A 15,796-nucleotide genomic window follows, 5' to 3' on the forward strand; every position below is an offset into this window, starting at 1 on the left:
GAGTCAGTGATCCTGAGGTGTGTTGGTCGTGCTGAACAGTTGCGGACGCAGGATGAGGGCCAAAGCGGCACCGAGTATCGAGAAGCCGACGACCTGCACCATGCCCGCCGTGATCCAGCCGGTGACGGTAATCAGGCTGCTGAACAGCAGCCCGGCGACGCCGGCGGCGACGTAGATGCAGGTGACGAACAGCCCTGCCGCGCGGCTTACCAGCCCGCCGTTGACGGATTTGACGAGATAGCTGGCCGCGGCCACATACACGCCACTGCTGGCGAAAAGCCCGAACAGGAACGAGAAAGTCGCCTGCCAGGCCGTCGAGCCGGGTCCGAGGAACAGGGCGCATCCGCACGCCGCGACGCCGAGGTTGAGCACCGGCAGCACGATCCGGGGACTCATCCGGTCGGCCAGATGACCGCCGAGCGGAGAGGCGAACGCCGCCAGTCCGGACAGCCCGATGACGAACCCCGCTCCTCCGGGGGTGAAGCTCAGCTGCTCACGCAGGTAGCTGGCGTACAGGCCGATGAAGGCGAAGTCGGTGAGGCCGAAGAGCGCGGTGATGACGGCGAGCACGAGAGGGTTACGGGACAGCAGCGTGCCGGCGCCGCCGATGTGCAGGGCCGAGCTCGCCGACGAGTTGATCTCGGTGAGCCGTGGCGACACCAGTACCACGATGGCCATCGCGAGGGCGAGGCCGATGGCGCCGTACACGAGCATCGGCGCCCGCCAGGTGCCGTAGCCCTCGAGCAGGCTGCTGCCGAGCGAAGGGCCGACGACCGATCCGACGGCGAAGGCCACGTTGATGCTGCCGATCGCCACTCCGCGACGGGCCGGGAACGCGCTCGAAGCCACGGTGATGATCGCCGCGAGTTGGAGCGCCTCACCGACTCCGGACAGCACGCGCCACAGCAGCATGTCCGTGAATCCGGTCGAGGCGGTGGTCAGGGCGGTCGCGACCGAGAACATCACGGTGCCGGCGACGATCGTCCGCTTGCGGCCGAGCGTTCGCTGGAGCCACCCGGCGGGCAGGCCCGTCAGACCCATCCCGAGGGCGAACACCGTGGCCTGCAGTCCGGCCGCCTCGAGGCTGAAGCCGTACTCACCACGCACTTCGACGAGCAGCATCGGAAAGACCATGCGGTCCATGGCGTTGACGGCGTAGGCCAGCAGCAGCAGGCCGAACATCGCGACCGCGGCGCTGAGGGTCAGGGTCTCCCCCGGCGGGGGTGAGGTCTTGGAGATCGGAGCGGCGCTCATCGCGGGCTCCCTTCATCTGCGGTCGCCGGACCCGAGATGGTCTGGGACGGGTTGGCGGTGGTACAGGCCGGCCAGTGCCAGTCGCCGGCCGCTGTGGCTCTGCCCAGCAGCGCGTCGCGGCGTGCCGCGGCCACGGCGACGGGGTTCTCCTCGTCATCGGCAAGCGTGAGTCGTCCGTGCCGCTTGAGAATTCGGCCGTCGGCGATGACGGTGTCGATGTTGTCTATCTGGCCCGTGTAGACCAGCGCCTCGACCGGGTCGCCGGAGGGGACCAGGTTGATGTCGGACGAGCGCAGGATCACGATGTCCGCGCGCTTGCCGGGAGTGATCGAACCTATGCTGTCGTGGAGCCCGAGGTCCCTGGCGCCGTCGATCGTCGCCAGTTGGAGCAGCCTGCGAGGTGTGACCGTGCCGGAGCCGGTACGGGCGATCTCGACCGAGATGATCGTGCGCAGGTGCCCGAGTATGTCCGCGCTGGTCGGCATGGCGAGCGTGTCCAGGGAGAGTGACACCTGCACGCCGGCTTCGAGGAGTTCCGTGAGCAACGGGAACCCCATCGTCCTCATTTCCGTCATCGGGCTCAGCGACACCCGGGTGCGGGTGCGGGCCAGCGCCCGGATGTCCTCCTCTCCGGCGTGTACGGCGTGGACGACCTGCACGTCCTCGCCCAGCAGGCCGAGCTCTTCGAGGCGGACCAGCCCACAGCTGCGGCAGCCCTCCTCACGCAGGCATCGGTCGCAGTGCATGGTGATCGGCAGGCCGAGCGACCGTGCCGTCGCCCACTCGCGTTCGTACACCTCCGGAGGAGTCCTGTAGGGCCCGCGCAGGGCGACGCCGAAGTCCAGGCGACCGTCGAGGCGATCACCGGGCCAGCGGTCCCGCAGCCTCGCCAGATCGTCGAGGTCGTTGGTGCTCTCGGGCGCGGACGAGTCGGGGGGACCGTAGGAAAAGCGTCCGCGCAGGCCGGAGTCCAGGTGTGCCTGGATGTTGGCGTCGGCGTCCTGAGGCCCGCGGACGTTGTGGTCGAAGTTGTGCACCGTGGTGATGCCGCCGCCGGCCGCCTCGGCCAGCCCGAGGCGGGCCGCCCAGTAGAAGTCTTCCAGTTCGAAGTGCGGCGCGAGCGCGCGTTTGACGGTGAAGTAGTCGGTTCCGGGCCGATCACCGACGGTGCCGCGCAGGAGCGAGTTCCACAGGTGCCAGTGCGTGTCCACGAAACCTGGAAGGGTCACCGTTCCGGCCCCGTCGATGGTCTGCACATCGCCGGTCTCACGGTCCGCGGTGTGCGGGCCGACGTCGATGATCTGACCGGAACGGATGAGGATGTCGGCGCGTGGGATGTCCCCGATGGCGGGGTCCATCGAAATCAAGTGCGTGCCCACGATGAGTAGGTCGTGTCGTTGGCGCATGGTCACCTCGTGAAGAATGCGGTGGACGGGACGGGACCGAGCCCGACGGCGCGCCGGCGAAGGCGTGGGGGTGGCACGCGCGGGGTGAGATCACCGCTTCGGTCACCGGCGGTCCCGTTCGCGACACCGGCCGGGAGGCCTGTCACGGCGGAGGCGGTCGTCTGCAGGGAGTTCGGCATGACTCCCCTTCCTTGATCACGGATCTGAGTCTCTCGCTCACAGATCTGAATGCTTTAAGTATGCATTGCATGCAATGCATGTCAAGGATTAATCCATCGTTCGCAAGCGCTTAACCGGCCGCAACGACCGATGAGGCGCCGGCCGCGGTCCGGATCGAACCGTTCACTCGAACAAGGGAGCGGACACCGGCCGTCACCGCCGAAGGCGGTCTTCCCGGAGTACGGCCTCACCCCGGCCGACAGCGGAGACTTCGGGCGGCCATCGGACCGGACGGCGCACGACGGGGCCGATCTCGGCTCGCCGGATCAGCCCTCGCAAGATCTCCACACTCATTCCCGGCCGACTGCATACAGCGTATACTGAGCGAATGGCCATCTCTTCCGACTCTCAGCCCGGCAGCGCCCACGCAGTGTACGTGGCGCTGCGTCACCGGTTCTCGGATGGCGAATACGCACCCGGCCAACGACTGACCGAGACGGCTTTGGCCACTGACCTGGGGGTCAGCCGGACGCCGGTGCGCGAGGCGATCGGAAGGCTGCTGACCGAAGGGCTGGTCGTCCCGGCCGCCCGGGGAGTCGCCGTCGCGGCACTGACTCCGAAAGAGGCGGAGCACCTGTTCGTGCTGCGCGCCGATCTGGAGGCACTGGCCGCGGAGCTGGCCGCCGCGCGACAGGCACAGGGGCAGCTCGCCCCGGCCGAGGTCGATGCGCTCGACCGGGCCGTGGACGAGGTCGAGGTCGCGGTGGAGGCGCGGGACGCCCGCGCCTCCGCGCGGGCGAACCTGGCCCTGCACCGTGCCATCGGGGTGGCGGCGGGCAACCCCTTCCTCGAAGACGCCCTGCACCGCGTGTGGGATCGAATCGCGGTCACGACCGTGGCGAACCTGGACGATCCTCACTGGGCCGGTGCGATCACCGACCAGCACCGTGCCATCGTCGCCGGGATCCGCGCCGGAGACCCGGAGTCCGCCCGGCACGCCGCCAAGACGCATATCGAGGCGGCCGGTCGCGCGTATCGGCCGATCGCCTAGCGCCGATCACCCGAGGGGCCGCGACGGCATGGAGACGACGCGGAGACGGCGCCCGCCGCCCACTAGATCCAGCCCGCCTCGGTGGCGATGCGGACGGCGTCGGTGCGGTTACGGGCGTTGAGCTTGGCGACGATGGCGGTCAGGTAGTTGCGCACCGTTCCCGCGCCGAGGAAGAGCCGTGCCCCGATCTCCGCCGCGTCGGCGCCGCCGGCCGCCAGGCGCAGCACGTCGGCCTCCCGGGAGGTCAGCGGATTGTCGGCCAGGTCCCAGGCGGTGACCGCGAGCGAGGGGTCGAGCACCCGCTCCCCCGAGGCGACCTTGCGGATCGCCGCGACCAGTTCCTCGGGCGGCGCGGTCTTCAGCAGGAACCCGTCCACCTGCGCCCCGAGCGCGCGACGCAGGTGGCCCGGCTTGCCGTGCCCGGTCAGCATGAGCGTGCGGCACGCCGGCAGCTTCACGCGTAGTTCGGCGGCGGCGGCCAGGCCGTCCAGGGCGCCGGGCATGTCGATGTCGAGCACCGCGACGTCCGGGTGGTGGACCAGGGCCGCGGGGACGGCCGCGTCACCCGACTCGACCGCGGCCACGATCTCCAGGTCCGGTTCGAGGCCGAGCAGTGCGACCAGCGCGCCTCTGATGACGTGCTGGTCCTCGGCTAGAAGCACACGAATCACAGGGGTATGTCTATCAGTGTCCGGATCATGATGAGGACAGGGGGGCGGATCGGCCGATGTAGCTGCGGAGGTGGTCGGCGGTAAGGGACGTGCCGGTGTCGACCAGGTCGGCGGGGGTGCCGGCGAAGACGACCCGGCCGCCGTCATGACCGGCTCCCGGGCCGAGGTCGATGATCCAGTCCGCGTGGGCCATCACGGCCTGGTGGTGCTCGATGACGACGACCGTGTTGCCGTCGTCGACGAGACGGTCCAGCAGGGCGAGCAACTTGTCCACATCGGCGAGGTGCAGGCCGGTGGTCGGCTCGTCCAGGACATAGGTCGTGCCGTTCTTCGCCATGTTGATGGCGAGCTTGAGCCGTTGCCGCTCACCACCGGACAGCGTGGTGAGCGGCTGGCCGAGGCCGAGATAGCCCAGGCCCACCGCCACGAGCCGGTCGAGGATCGTCCGAGCCTGACCGGTGGTGAAGAATTCGTGGGCCTCGGCCACCGACATGCCGAGAACCTCGCTGATGTCCTTGCCGCGCAGTCGGTACGACAGCACCTCCGGCATGAACCGTTTCCCCTCGCACTCCTCGCACACCGACGCCACCTCGGCCATCATGGCGAGGTCGGTGTAGATCAGGCCGATCCCTTTGCAGGTGGGGCAGGCTCCCTCGGAGTTGGCGCTGAACAGGCCGGGCTTGACCCCGTTGGCCTTGGCGAACGCCGACCGGATCGGGTCGAGCAGTCCGGTGTAGGTGGCCGGATTGCTCCGGCGGGAGCCACGGATCGCCGACTGGTCGGCGACGATCACGCCGTCCTGCCCGGAGACGTACCCGTGGATGAGGGAACTCTTTCCCGATCCGGCGACACCGGTGACGACGGTGAGCACGCCGAGGGGGATGTCGACGCTCACATCCCGCAGGTTGTGCAGGGAGGCGTCCTTGATCGGCAGCTGCCCGTCGGGGCGGCGCACCTTCTCGCGCAGGCTCACGCGGTGGTCGAGGTAGCGCCCCGTCAGGGTGCCTGACCCGCGCAGTCCGGCCAGGTCGCCGGCGAAGCAGATCCGGCCGCCCGCCGGGCCGGCACCGGGGCCGAGATCGACCACGTGGTCGGCGATCTCGATCGTCTCCGGCTTGTGCTCCACGACGAGCACCGTGTTGCCCTTGTCGCGCAGCCGCAGCAGCAGGCCGTTCATCCGTTGGATGTCGTGCGGGTGAAGCCCGGCCGTGGGTTCGTCGAAGACGTAGGTGACGTCGGTCAGGCTCGAGGTGAGGTGCCGGACCATTTTCACGCGTTGCGCCTCACCACCGGACAACGTGGAGGACTCCCGGTCGAGGCTCAGATAACCGAGGCCGATCTCGACCAGCGATTCCAGTGTTTCGCGGAGGGTCTCCAGCACCGGCCCGACGGAGGGGTTGCGGACGCTCCGCACGAACTCGGCCAGGTCGTTGATCTGCATGGCCGAACACTGCGCGATGTTGTAGCCGTCGATCATGGAAGACCTGGCGGCCTCGTTCAGCCGGGAACCGTCGCAGGAGGGGCAGCCGGCGAGCTGGACCGCCTGATCGGCGAACGCGCGCGCCTGCGGCTGCATCGACTCCCGGTCCTTGGCGAGGTAGAGCCGCCGGACCTTGGTGACGAGTCCTTCGTAGGTGAGGTTGTTCGACCCGATTTTGAGTTTGGTGGCGGGCTTGTGGAGGAAGTCCTCCCACTGGGAGGGGGTGTAGTCCTTCAGCTTCAGGTCGGGATCGAAGAGGCCGGAGCGCGCCATCAGCTGCCAGTACCAGGTGTCCACCCCGAATCCGGGAACCCTGATCGCCCCCTCGTTCAACGACAGCTCCGTGTCGACCAGCCGGCCGATGTCGATCTCGGAGACCTTGCCTAGCCCCTCACACCGCGGGCACATGCCCTCGGCCCTGTTGAAGCTGAATGCGAAAGGGGGACCGACGTGAGGGGTGCCGATCCGGCTGAACATGATCCGCAACATGGTGTGGGCGTCAGTGGCGGTGCCCACGGTGGAACGGACGTTGACGCCCATCCGTTCCTGGTCGACGATGATCGCCGCGCTCAGGTTGCGCAGCGCGTCGACGTCCGGGCGGCCGAGGCTCGGCATGAAGTTCTGGACGAACGCCGTGTAGGTCTCGTCGATCAGCCGCCGCGACTCCGCGGCGATCGTGTCGAAGACCAGAGAGGACTTGCCGGAGCCGGAGACCCCGGTGAAGACGGTGAGCCGTCGCTTGGGGATGTCGATGGAGACGCCGGCCAGATTGTTCTCCCTGGCGCCACGGACCTGGATGAGGTCGTGGCCGTCCGCGGCGGTGTGGTCCGATCCTCGAGGATCGCCATGGTGCCGGACGTTGTTTTCCTGATGGCTGAAGACCACGGAACCCTTCCATCTTCAAACGGTGATTCGTGCTGTACGGAGGTGACGAGAAGACCGGCGTCGACCGTCGCGTGACTTCCCTGCGCCGGGCGGCCGCCCTCGAACCGGGTTCGCGGCATGCCATCCGACGCGACCGGCGGGGATCCCCGGCCCGTCGCCCCCGGTTTCCCTGCTTTCAAGTTTCTCATTGAACTTCCCGTGAAGACTTTCCCGCACAGTTCGCGGCTGCTCCTGGAGATGCGTACGAGTAACCTTCAACTGCACGGTGAACCCCGTCACGGGAAAGGAGGACCGATGGGACGGGAGAGAAGGGGGCTTCGCCCCATCGATCTGGCACGGATGGCCGGCATATCGACCCAGCAGGTCCGTAACTACGCCGACACCGGCATCCTGCCTCCGGCCCCACGGACCCCCGCCGGTTACCGCAGGTTCGACACCGGACACCGCAGGGCCCTGATCACCTACCGGGCTCTCGCGAGGGGATACGGGTGGGACACCGCTCGGGCGATCATGCAGGCCGTTCATGACGGGGATCTTCCTTCGGCGCTCACGCTCGTGGACGCCGGCCATGCCGCGCTGCACGAGCAACGGCTCTCCCTCCGGGCGGCGGGCGAAGCGCTCGAAGCGGTCGCGGAGCAGACTCCGGACGCCTCGGCGTCGCCGCGCCTGGGCATGCGCATCGGAGAGGTGGCCGCCCACCTCGGCGTGCGCACATCCGCCCTACGCGTGTGGGAGTCCGCCGGGCTGCTGACGCCGGGGCGTGATCCGGCCACCGCCTACCGCCGCTTCGGCTCGGCCGACGTCCGGGACGCGCGGATGATCGACATGCTGCGGCGGAGCCGCTACCCCCTGCCTCAGATCCGGCTCGTCCTCGACGGCCTCCGCCGGACGGGCAGCAGCGACGCTCTTCGCGCAGCCATCGCACAACGCCAGGCGGAACTGACGCAACGGGCGACAGCCATGCTCGAAGGCGCCAGCCATCTCCACCATTACCTCCGAGACGAGGAGCCGGGTCGTCTCCAAGGCGAGGAGCCGGGCGCCGGCGACGAAGGCGCGTCCGCGCCACATCGTGACGGCCGACGCCGCGCGTTGTGAGCAGGCCGCCGAGGTGGCTTCCCCGGTGAACAGGAACGAGCCCAGCACCTGCCGGGCCTCACCGTCACTCAGGTGCGGCGCGACCGCGGCCAGGTCGCGACCGCGGCCAGGTTCTGCCGCACGGTGAGCGCGGGGTCGAGCGTGTCGTGCTCCTGGGCGAAGTAGCCCAGGAGCAGCCCGGGACCGTGCACCACCCGGCCGGCGTCGGGATGTTCGTGCCCGGGCAGAACCCGCGTCAGGGTGGTCTTGCCCGCGCCGTTAGGGCCGACCAGACCGATCCGGTCGTCGGCGGAGATGTGGAAGGAGATGTCGGACAGCGGCAGACGGGCGCCGACGCGCACGTCCACACCGCGAACGGTGATCATCTCGTATCCCCACCCGCGACGGCTTGAGACGTTGTCCTGCGTCATCGACTCCCCGTGGCGGGCGGCGAGCTGGGCCTGCCGTGTCGCGATGAGCGCCTCGGGTCGGTCGAGTCGCCGCTGGAGTTCGTCGCGGTGCGTCTCTTCGGTGACGAACTTGTCGCAGGTCAAGCAGGCGTTGCCCTTGGCGCGGACCTGGTGAGGTGACAGGAGACACCGGCCGTCGGGCAGGATGCCTTCGGTCCTCTGATCGAGACGCAGCACGTCGAACAGGTCCTGGGATGCGGCTCCGCATCTCCGGATCCGCGCCGCGACACCCGCCGGGCCGGCTCGGCGGGTCAGTCCACGGTGTCGCCGAGCGACTCCAAGAGGTCGCGGAGCCCGCCGGCGAGGGCGTCACGCTGGCCGCTCGCAAGCGCGGCGAGCAGCCGGTTCTCGGTGGCCACGTGGTCGGGCAAGGCCCTGTCGATGAGCGCGCGGCCCTCGTCGGTGAGGGTGACGTGCACGACACGGCCGTCGGTCTCGCTGGGGGTGCGCGTCACCAGGCCGCGGGCTTCGAGGCGGTCGAGACGCTGGGTGACGGCCCCTGAAGTGATCATGGATGCCCGCATCAGCTCGGCCGGGGTCAGCCGGTGCGGCGGTTCGCTGCGACGCAGGGTGGCGAGCACGTCGAACGACGCGGCATCGAGCCCGTGCGCCCCGAACGTGCCCCGCAGCTCCGCGTCGATCAACCGCGACAGCCTCGACAGGCGCCCGATCACCGCCATCGGCGACACGTCCAGATCGGGGCGCTGGGCGCCCCACTGCTCCAACACCCGGTCGACATGATCTGCCACCGCCCCAGCCTAACCGATGTCTTAGTGGTGAGATACATCACCACAAGAATGCCTTAGCGTTGAGATATATTTGCTTAGCACTAAGCAACTGCGTCGGATCGTCCGGTGGTCCCAGGGGTCCGCCCGATCCACCTCGACCGACCGATCCATCACAAGGAGCTGGAAACCATGCGCATCACCGTGTTCGGAGCAGCAGGAAACGTGGGGAGCCGAGTGGTCGCCGAGGCGCTGGCCCGCGGCCACCGGGTCACCGCCGTCGTGCGCGACCCGGCCCGCTCACCCGGACTGCACGCCGGTGCGGAGGTCCGTGCCGGCGACGCCGAAAACGTCGAGGACGTGGTCGAGCTGAGCGCCGGCCAGGACGTCGTGATCAGCGCGACCCGCCCGGTGCCCGGCAGCGAGGGCCGGCTCGCCGAGACCGCCAGGGCGCTGCTGGCCGGAGTCGCCCGGACCGGCGTCCGGCTGCTGGTCGTCGGCGGTGCCGGCAGCCTGACCGTGCCCGGCGCCGGTGGCGCCACCGTGATCGACGACCCGGGTTTCCCCGCCGACTGGCGGGCGATCGCGTTGGCGTGCAACGACCAGCTCGCCGCCTGCCGCGCCGAGACCGGGGCGAACTGGGCCTACCTGAGCCCGGCCGCGCTGCTGGAGCCGGGAGAGCGCACCGGCGCCTACCGGCTGGGCACCGACGAACTGCTGGTCGACGGCGAGGGGAACTCGGCGATCTCCATGGAGGACCTCGCGGTGGTGCTGCTGGACGAGGCCGAGCGGCCCAAACACCACCGCACCAGGTTCACCGCCGCGTACTGACCATCGTCCGGAGCCACCCGGTCCGATCCGGTGAGGTCGGGTGAACGGGTGAACGGGACCCCTGTGGGCACGAGCGAAAAAGCAGCAGGATGACGGAGGGAACCGAACGGGGCGCCGTTCGGCCCTCACCGCCCGCCACGGCGCCCGTCCCCGCCCGAGGAGAGCGAGCATGGACCTGCATCACTGGCTGGGCTCGGCCGCCGACGAGATCGGCAGGTGGCAACGCGAGTTCGGCGCCTTCGAACAGCACCCGGCGCTGACCGTGCCCGAGGAGGACTTCTCGCAGGCGTTCGCCGAGCTGGCCGAACGGCTGCGCGCCAACTACCCCTTCTTCCATCCGCGTTACGCGGCCCAGATGCTCAAGCCCCCGCACCCCGCCGCCGTCGTCGGATATGTGGCGGCGATGCTGATCAACCCCAACAACCACGCCCTCGACGGAGGGCCGGCCACCGCGCAGATGGAACGCGAGGTGATCGCCGCCCTGGCGTCGATGTTCGGATACGCCCAGCACCTGGGGCACCTGACGACCAGCGGCACCATGGCCAACCTCGAAGCCCTGTTCGTCTCCCGCGAAACGCACCCGGGCCGCGGCGTCGCCTACAGCCAGGACGCCCACTACACCCATGGCCGGATGTGCCACCTGCTCGGGATGCCCTCCTTCCCCGTGGCCGCCGACGGCGCCGGGAGGATGGACCTCGACGCTTTGGAGGCGCTGCTGCGCACCGGACAGGTGGGCACGGTCGTGATGACCGCGGGCACCACGGGGCTGGGCGCCCTCGACCCCATCGATCAGGCCCTTGAGCTTCGGGAGCGCTACGGCGTGCGCATCCATGTGGACGCCGCCTACGGGGGATTCTTCTCCCTGATCGCGGACGACTCCGCCGACGGCGTCACCGCCGCACCGTTCCGGGCCGTCGCCTCCTGCGACTCCGTCGTCGTGGACCCGCACAAGCACGGGCTGCAGCCCTACGGATGCGGCGCCGTCCTGTTCAAGGACCCCGCGGTCGGGCGCTTCTACAAGCACGACTCGCCCTACACCTACTTCACCTCGGACCAGTTGCACCTGGGAGAGATCTCCTTGGAGTGCTCCCGGGCCGGGGCCTCCGCGGCGGCTCTGTGGCTGACCTTCCGCCTGTTGCCGCTCACGCCCGACGGGCTCGGCGCGGTCCTGCGGCCCGGCCGGCGGGCCGCTCTGCGCTGGGCCGGGCTGCTGGCCGACTCCGCGGCGCTCATGCCCTACCAGCCTCCCGAACTGGACATCGTCACCTATCTCCCCCGCGCGCGGCGGCTGTCCGAGATCGACGCCCTGTCCGTCCGGATGATGGAGGCCGGCATGTCCGCCGTTCCGTCGCAGGCGGTGTTCCTCGCCACCTACGGCGTCAGCGCATCGGCTCTCGCCGCCCGGGGACACCGCATCATGGCCGACGTCGAGACCGGGCGCATCCTGCGCAGCGTCCTGATGAAGCCGGAGAGCGAGGCCTGGGTGGAGATCCTGCACGCCGAGGTGGAAAAGCTCGCCGCCGCCGGGTGAGGTCCGGCCCGTACGCCCGCGCAGGCGACCACCGCCCGATCGGGAAGGGCTGTCGACCGCGATCGGCTAGGAGGATCGGCCCTTACCGGCGGATGGGGTGTTGAGGCAGGTGGCGTCCCTGGCGGGCAGGACGCCGTCGATCAGATAGCGGTTGACGGCGTTGTCGACGCAGGTGTTCCGAGGGGCGAAGAGTCCCGCGTACACGGTGTGGCGGAAGGCGTCGCGCAGGGTGACCAGCCGAGAGCCGGTCAAGGCCCGATGCGCGGCCTGCTGGCCCGGGTAAGTGGCCGCCGGGTCGCCGGTGGCGCCCACCAGCAGGACCGGAACGTCGTTGCGGACCCGGGTGGGCGGTTCGGCGGGGGCGACCGGCCAGAACGAGCAAGGGGTGAGATTGCGGATCAGCGGGCCGAACAGCGGCTCGTCGACACGGTGGGCCTGGATGTCGCGGTAGTAGGTATCAGGGTCGCGGGAGGCCGCCCGGTCCGCGCACTGGATCGCGGTCTGGACGCTCGCGGTTCCGTCCGCGTCCGGAGAGGACAGGCCGGTCAGGACTTGCTCCAGGAGCGGGGTGGGGGTGACCTTGACGCCGCGGGCGGCGTCGCTCAGGACACGGACGTCGGCGGCGAAGCCGGCGTACATCTCGTCGCTGTCCCCGGCGGTGACGTTCCACAGGAGCTGGGGCAGCACGCGACTGTCGACCCGGTGGTCGCCGACCCGCAGCGGGCCCCGTTCGGCGGCTTGGTCGATCCGGTTCACCGTGGCCAGGACCTCGGCGGTGGTGGCGCCCAGACGGTAGCGGCCATGGTGACGGGCCGCCCAGGCCGCCCAGTTCTCCAGGACCGCGGTCACGGCCGATCCCGTCGTGCTCGTCAGGTCGGGGCCGAAGAGATCGGGGTTCAAGGCGCTGTCGAGCACGACCCGGTCGGCGCGGCGGGGGAACAGCTGCAGGTAGACCTCGCCCAGGTAAGTGCCGTACGAGGAGCCGAGGTAGGACAGCTTCGGCTCGCCGAGAGCGGCCCGGATCACGTCCATGTCCCGGGCGGTGTTTCGGGTGGAGGCGTGGGGCAGCACGGCTCGGTGACCGGCACAGCGGGACGCCAGGTCCTTGGCCAGCGCCGCGCTCTGGTCGAAGGTGCGCCGGTCCGGTCCGGCGGAGCCGATGCCGACGGCGGGCCACTTGCAGTTCAGGGGGGTGCTGCGCCCGACGAACCGGGGATCCATCCCGATCAGGTCATAGCGGGCCGCGACCGCGGGCTCGGCCTGCTTGACCTTGAGCGCGAGATACATCGCGGGAACGCCGGGACCGCCGGGATTGTACAGCAGCGCCCCTCGCCGGCGCCCGGGGTCGGTGGCCTTCAGTCGGGACATCGCGACCTTGATGGTCCGCCCGTCCGGGCGGGCGTAGTCCAGCGGCACGGTGACTTCGGCGCACTGGGCCTTCGCATCGTCCAGTTCCTTGCCGATCGCGTCGTCCGGGCCGGTCCGGCAGCCGTGCCAGTCGATCTTCTGCTCTTGGAACCGGGCCGGCCCGTCGTCCGGGGCGCGGCCGCCCACGTTCGCCCGGGTCGCACCGGCGGCCGGCTGCACACCGATCAGGGTGGTGCCCGCAAGGGCCGCCACCGCGGCCCCGGTGACGGCCATCCTTCGTCCACGCATTGGATTCTCCTCTTGCACACTTATCGCGCGCTGTCTCGTACACGACCGGTCGCGGCGCGCGGGCGGTTTCCCTGCGCCCTGAACGACCCGCGGGAATCGCGGGCCGTACCTTCACCGGGGTACGAAGCTAGGCCGCACGGCCGGCCCGGCGCGTCAGCTCCCGGTCGGATTTTCCGGGCCCCGGCGTGCTCCCCGCGCCGCCTCGGGTGCCTGCCTGCCATCTCGGTCCTGACCGGCGGCTTCTTCCGGGCGTGAGCGCGCCGGGCGCCTCGCCGGGGAGACCCGTGTACGACTTCAGGCTGACAGGGTCCGCTTGACCGGCCTGCCGCCGGCACCCCGGTCGAGCGGCCCTCGCCCGGATACTCCCGTTCGCGGGAGCGAAAGGCGGCCCGTGCCCGCCGGGCGATGCCGGATGGTCGTTTGCCGTTCCCCGACGGGAGCCGACTATGTTGGCGCCATGAAGCGGCGGCCCCGGCCGGGGCCGCCACGGGAGCACTGAGGCGGCGGGGCGTGTGATGACCGAGGTGGCGCGGCCGGTACGGGCCCTGCTTCGGACGGGTGCCCGGCTCTCGCCGACGGTGTTCGACGCGTCGCTGGCGGTCCTGCTCTTCTTCGCGGCCGTCGGCGTCGACAGCGCGGTCTACCAGGGTCCCCCTGGACCGCTGCTCCTCCAGGTGGCCCTGGTGTCGCCCCTGGTGTGGCGGCGCCGCGCACCCCGGACGGTGTTCTACGCGGTGGCCGCCGCGGCCTTCGTCCAGTGGCTCACCGACACCCAGCTGCTGACCGATGTGGCGCTGCTGGTCGCGCTGTACACGGTGGCCGCGCGCTCCGGCCGGCGCCACACGCTCGCGGCCGGAGCCGTCCTCGAGGTCGGCATCCTGCTGGCCTCCGCACGCTGGGCGGCACCCGAGGGCAGGTTCTTCAGCTCGGCCGTCTTCCTGACCGCCGTGGCCGCCGCCGTCGCCGTCACCGGGGTGAACACGCGGATCAGGCGGGCCTACCTCGCGTCCCTGGAGGATCGCGCGGTTCGCCTGGAGCGCGAACGCGACCAGCGGGCCCGGCTCGCGGTGGCCGACGAGAGGGCACGCATCGCCCGGGAGATGCACGACATCGTCACCCATAACCTGTCCGTCATGGTCGCGCTCGCCGACGGCGCGGTCTTCGCACAGCATCGCGCACCCGATCGGGCGACCGCCGCCATGCGCCAGATTTCCGGCACCGGGCGGCAGGCGCTCACCGACATGCGACGCTCCCTCGGCGTCCTGCGGGCCGACGAACCGGACGCGCTGCGCCACCCGATGCCCGGCATCGCCCATCTGGAGATCCTCGCCGACCAGATGCGCACGGCCGGCCTGCCGACCCGTCTCGACCTGCAGGGCGATCCCGCGTTCCTGCCCGCCGCCGCACAACTCACCGTCTACCGCCTGGTACAGGAAGCCTTGACCAACAGCCTCAAGCACACATCACCCGGCACTCACGCCGAGGTGCGGGTGCGCTGCTCGCCCGGCGCCGTCGCCATCGACGTCATCGACGACGGCCGCGCCACACGGGCTCCCGGTCCGCCGTCCGGACACGGCATCCTCGGCATGCGCGAACGCGCCGCCGCGTACGGGGGAACCCTGGAGGCCGGCCCTCTGCCGAGCGGCGGCTGGCAGGTCTCGGCCGCTCTCGACCTCGGCGTGGCCGGAGACGATGCCGCGTGACGATCCGCATCCTGCTCGTCGACGACGAGCCGCTGCTCCGCATGGCCTTCACCATGGTCTTCGAAGCCCAGCCGGACATGGAAGTGGTCGGCGAGGCGGGAGACGGCGCCGAAGCCGTACGGCTCGCACGACGGCTACGCCCCGACGTCGTCCTGATGGACGTACGCATGCCCGGTACCGACGGAATCGAGGCGACCGGCCGGATCATCCGGGACCGCCGGCAGACCCGGGTTCTCATCCTCACCACCTTCGACCTCGACGAGTACGCCTTCGCCGGGCTGAAGGCCGGGGCGTCCGGCTTCCTCCTCAAGAACGCCCTGCCCGAGGAACTGCTCGCGGCGATCAGGAACGTCGCCGCGGGCGACGCGGTGCTCTCCCCGCGGGTCACCCGCCGGCTGCTGGAGAACTTCGCCGCCCAACTGCCCACCGGCGGCGGCCCGGCGAGCGACGAACGGCTGCAACGCCTCACCCCCCGCGAGCGGGAGGTGCTCGTCGAGGTGGCCCGCGGCCTGTCCAACACCGAGATCGCCGCGGGCCTGCACCTGGCCGAAGCGACCGTGAAGACGCATCTGACCCGGATCCTGCTGAAGCTGGAGCTGCGCGACCGGGTGCAGGCCGTGGTCTTCGCCTACGAGAACCGGCTCATACGCCCGGCGTGAGAGCGGCCCGGTCGCCGGGCCCGGCCACGGATGAGAACTCGGCGACCGTGAGCACCGGTGGAGAGGGTGAAGCAGCCCCGGACGCCTTCCGGCGGAACGCATCCGAAGTTGCCCGGACGTCGGATCGACCCTCCTTAGGGCGGACCTCAGGTCCACGCTCACGACCGATCCGGGAGGCGATCGCCGTTTCCAGGGTCGAGCCATCGGCCGGAACACCCCGCCGCCCTGGCCCGGCCGAGTT

13 protein-coding genes are annotated in these 15,796 nt (G+C 70.3%); 6 read left to right on the forward strand and 7 right to left on the reverse strand.

Annotated features, from left to right (window positions below; all coding sequences use genetic code 11):
- Positions 1-3: 3 nt before the first annotated feature.
- Positions 4-1,254 (reverse strand): MFS transporter, encoded by a 1,251-nt coding sequence (locus tag ACQPYK_RS26565; RefSeq protein ID WP_433236130.1) that lies wholly within the window; start codon positions 1,252-1,254, stop codon positions 4-6.
- Entirely contained in the window at positions 1,251-2,612 is a 1,362-nt protein-coding gene (locus ACQPYK_RS26570; protein ID WP_433236133.1) for an amidohydrolase family protein, read from the reverse strand. The genes ACQPYK_RS26565 and ACQPYK_RS26570 overlap by 4 nt, the downstream gene beginning before the upstream one ends.
- A gap of 595 nt (positions 2,613-3,207) precedes the next feature.
- Here ACQPYK_RS26570 and ACQPYK_RS26575 point away from each other — a divergent pair.
- Positions 3,208-3,870 carry a GntR family transcriptional regulator gene (locus ACQPYK_RS26575; protein ID WP_433236136.1) on the forward strand — a complete coding sequence of 221 codons (663 nt, stop codon included), beginning with the start codon at positions 3,208-3,210 and terminating at the stop codon, positions 3,868-3,870.
- A 62-nt stretch (positions 3,871-3,932) separates the two neighbouring features.
- Here the strand turns inward: ACQPYK_RS26575 and ACQPYK_RS26580 are convergent, their stop codons facing one another.
- A complete protein-coding gene (locus tag ACQPYK_RS26580) occupies positions 3,933-4,541 on the reverse strand; it encodes a response regulator transcription factor (protein WP_433236139.1) in 609 nt (202 codons plus the stop codon).
- A 25-nt stretch (positions 4,542-4,566) separates the two neighbouring features.
- Entirely contained in the window at positions 4,567-6,906 is a 2,340-nt protein-coding gene (locus ACQPYK_RS26585) for an ATP-binding cassette domain-containing protein (RefSeq protein ID WP_433236142.1), read from the reverse strand.
- Positions 6,907-7,200: 294 nt separating this feature from the next.
- Between ACQPYK_RS26585 and ACQPYK_RS26590 the strand changes: the two genes are divergently transcribed.
- Entirely contained in the window at positions 7,201-8,001 is an 801-nt protein-coding gene (locus tag ACQPYK_RS26590; protein ID WP_433236145.1) for a MerR family transcriptional regulator, read from the forward strand.
- Between the two features lie 68 nt (positions 8,002-8,069).
- Here the strand turns inward: ACQPYK_RS26590 and ACQPYK_RS26595 are convergent, their stop codons facing one another.
- Together ACQPYK_RS26595 and ACQPYK_RS26600 are read right to left on the reverse strand one after the other, a co-directional pair.
- On the reverse strand, positions 8,070-8,627 hold the full coding sequence (locus tag ACQPYK_RS26595) for an ATP-binding cassette domain-containing protein (RefSeq protein ID WP_433236148.1): 558 nt from the start codon (positions 8,625-8,627) through the stop codon (positions 8,070-8,072).
- A gap of 74 nt (positions 8,628-8,701) precedes the next feature.
- Positions 8,702-9,199: a MarR family winged helix-turn-helix transcriptional regulator gene (locus ACQPYK_RS26600; protein WP_433236151.1), complete on the reverse strand. Its 498-nt coding sequence runs from the start codon at positions 9,197-9,199 to the stop codon at positions 8,702-8,704.
- 168 nt (positions 9,200-9,367) lie between these two features.
- Here ACQPYK_RS26600 and ACQPYK_RS26605 point away from each other — a divergent pair, with 168 nt between their 5' ends.
- On the forward strand, positions 9,368-10,006 hold the full coding sequence (locus ACQPYK_RS26605; protein ID WP_433236154.1) for an NAD(P)-dependent oxidoreductase: 639 nt from the start codon (positions 9,368-9,370) through the stop codon (positions 10,004-10,006).
- Positions 10,007-10,175: 169 nt separating this feature from the next.
- Positions 10,176-11,537 carry a pyridoxal phosphate-dependent decarboxylase family protein gene (locus ACQPYK_RS26610; protein ID WP_433236157.1) on the forward strand — a complete coding sequence of 454 codons (1,362 nt, stop codon included), beginning with the start codon at positions 10,176-10,178 and terminating at the stop codon, positions 11,535-11,537.
- 66 nt (positions 11,538-11,603) lie between these two features.
- On the opposite strand, the gene ACQPYK_RS26615 is transcribed toward ACQPYK_RS26610, so the two are convergent.
- Positions 11,604-13,193, reverse strand: a complete 1,590-nt coding sequence (locus tag ACQPYK_RS26615) for an alpha/beta hydrolase (RefSeq protein ID WP_433236160.1) — start codon at positions 13,191-13,193, stop codon at positions 11,604-11,606.
- 515 nt (positions 13,194-13,708) lie between these two features.
- Between ACQPYK_RS26615 and ACQPYK_RS26620 the strand changes: the two genes are divergently transcribed.
- The gene (locus ACQPYK_RS26620; protein WP_433236163.1) at positions 13,709-14,896 is read left to right on the forward strand and encodes a sensor histidine kinase; all 1,188 of its coding nucleotides are present in this window, start codon (positions 13,709-13,711) and stop codon (positions 14,894-14,896) included.
- On the forward strand, positions 14,893-15,555 hold the full coding sequence (locus tag ACQPYK_RS26625) for a response regulator (RefSeq protein WP_433236166.1): 663 nt from the start codon (positions 14,893-14,895) through the stop codon (positions 15,553-15,555). The genes ACQPYK_RS26620 and ACQPYK_RS26625 overlap by 4 nt, the downstream gene beginning before the upstream one ends.
- Positions 15,556-15,796: the final 241 nt, after the last annotated feature.

Source organism: Streptosporangium sp. CA-135522 (assembly GCF_050949235.1).
Taxonomy (GTDB): Bacteria; Actinomycetota; Actinomycetes; order Streptosporangiales; family Streptosporangiaceae; genus Streptosporangium.

Excerpts from the sequence above, each read along its gene's own strand:
- ACQPYK_RS26565 (WP_433236130.1), bottom strand. The coding sequence starts at position 1,254 with ATGAGCGCCGCTCCGATCTCCAAGACCTCACCCCCGCCGGGGGAGACC.
- ACQPYK_RS26570 (WP_433236133.1), bottom strand. The coding sequence starts at position 2,612 with ATGGACCCCGCCATCGGGGACATCCCACGCGCCGACATCCTCATCCGT.
- ACQPYK_RS26575 (WP_433236136.1), top strand. The coding sequence starts at position 3,208 with ATGGCCATCTCTTCCGACTCTCAGCCCGGCAGCGCCCACGCAGTGTAC.
- ACQPYK_RS26590 (WP_433236145.1), top strand. The coding sequence starts at position 7,201 with ATGGGACGGGAGAGAAGGGGGCTTCGCCCCATCGATCTGGCACGGATG.
- ACQPYK_RS26605 (WP_433236154.1), top strand. The coding sequence starts at position 9,368 with ATGCGCATCACCGTGTTCGGAGCAGCAGGAAACGTGGGGAGCCGAGTG.
- ACQPYK_RS26610 (WP_433236157.1), top strand. The coding sequence starts at position 10,176 with ATGGACCTGCATCACTGGCTGGGCTCGGCCGCCGACGAGATCGGCAGG.
- ACQPYK_RS26615 (WP_433236160.1), bottom strand. The coding sequence starts at position 13,193 with ATGCGTGGACGAAGGATGGCCGTCACCGGGGCCGCGGTGGCGGCCCTT.
- ACQPYK_RS26620 (WP_433236163.1), top strand. The coding sequence starts at position 13,709 with ATGACCGAGGTGGCGCGGCCGGTACGGGCCCTGCTTCGGACGGGTGCC.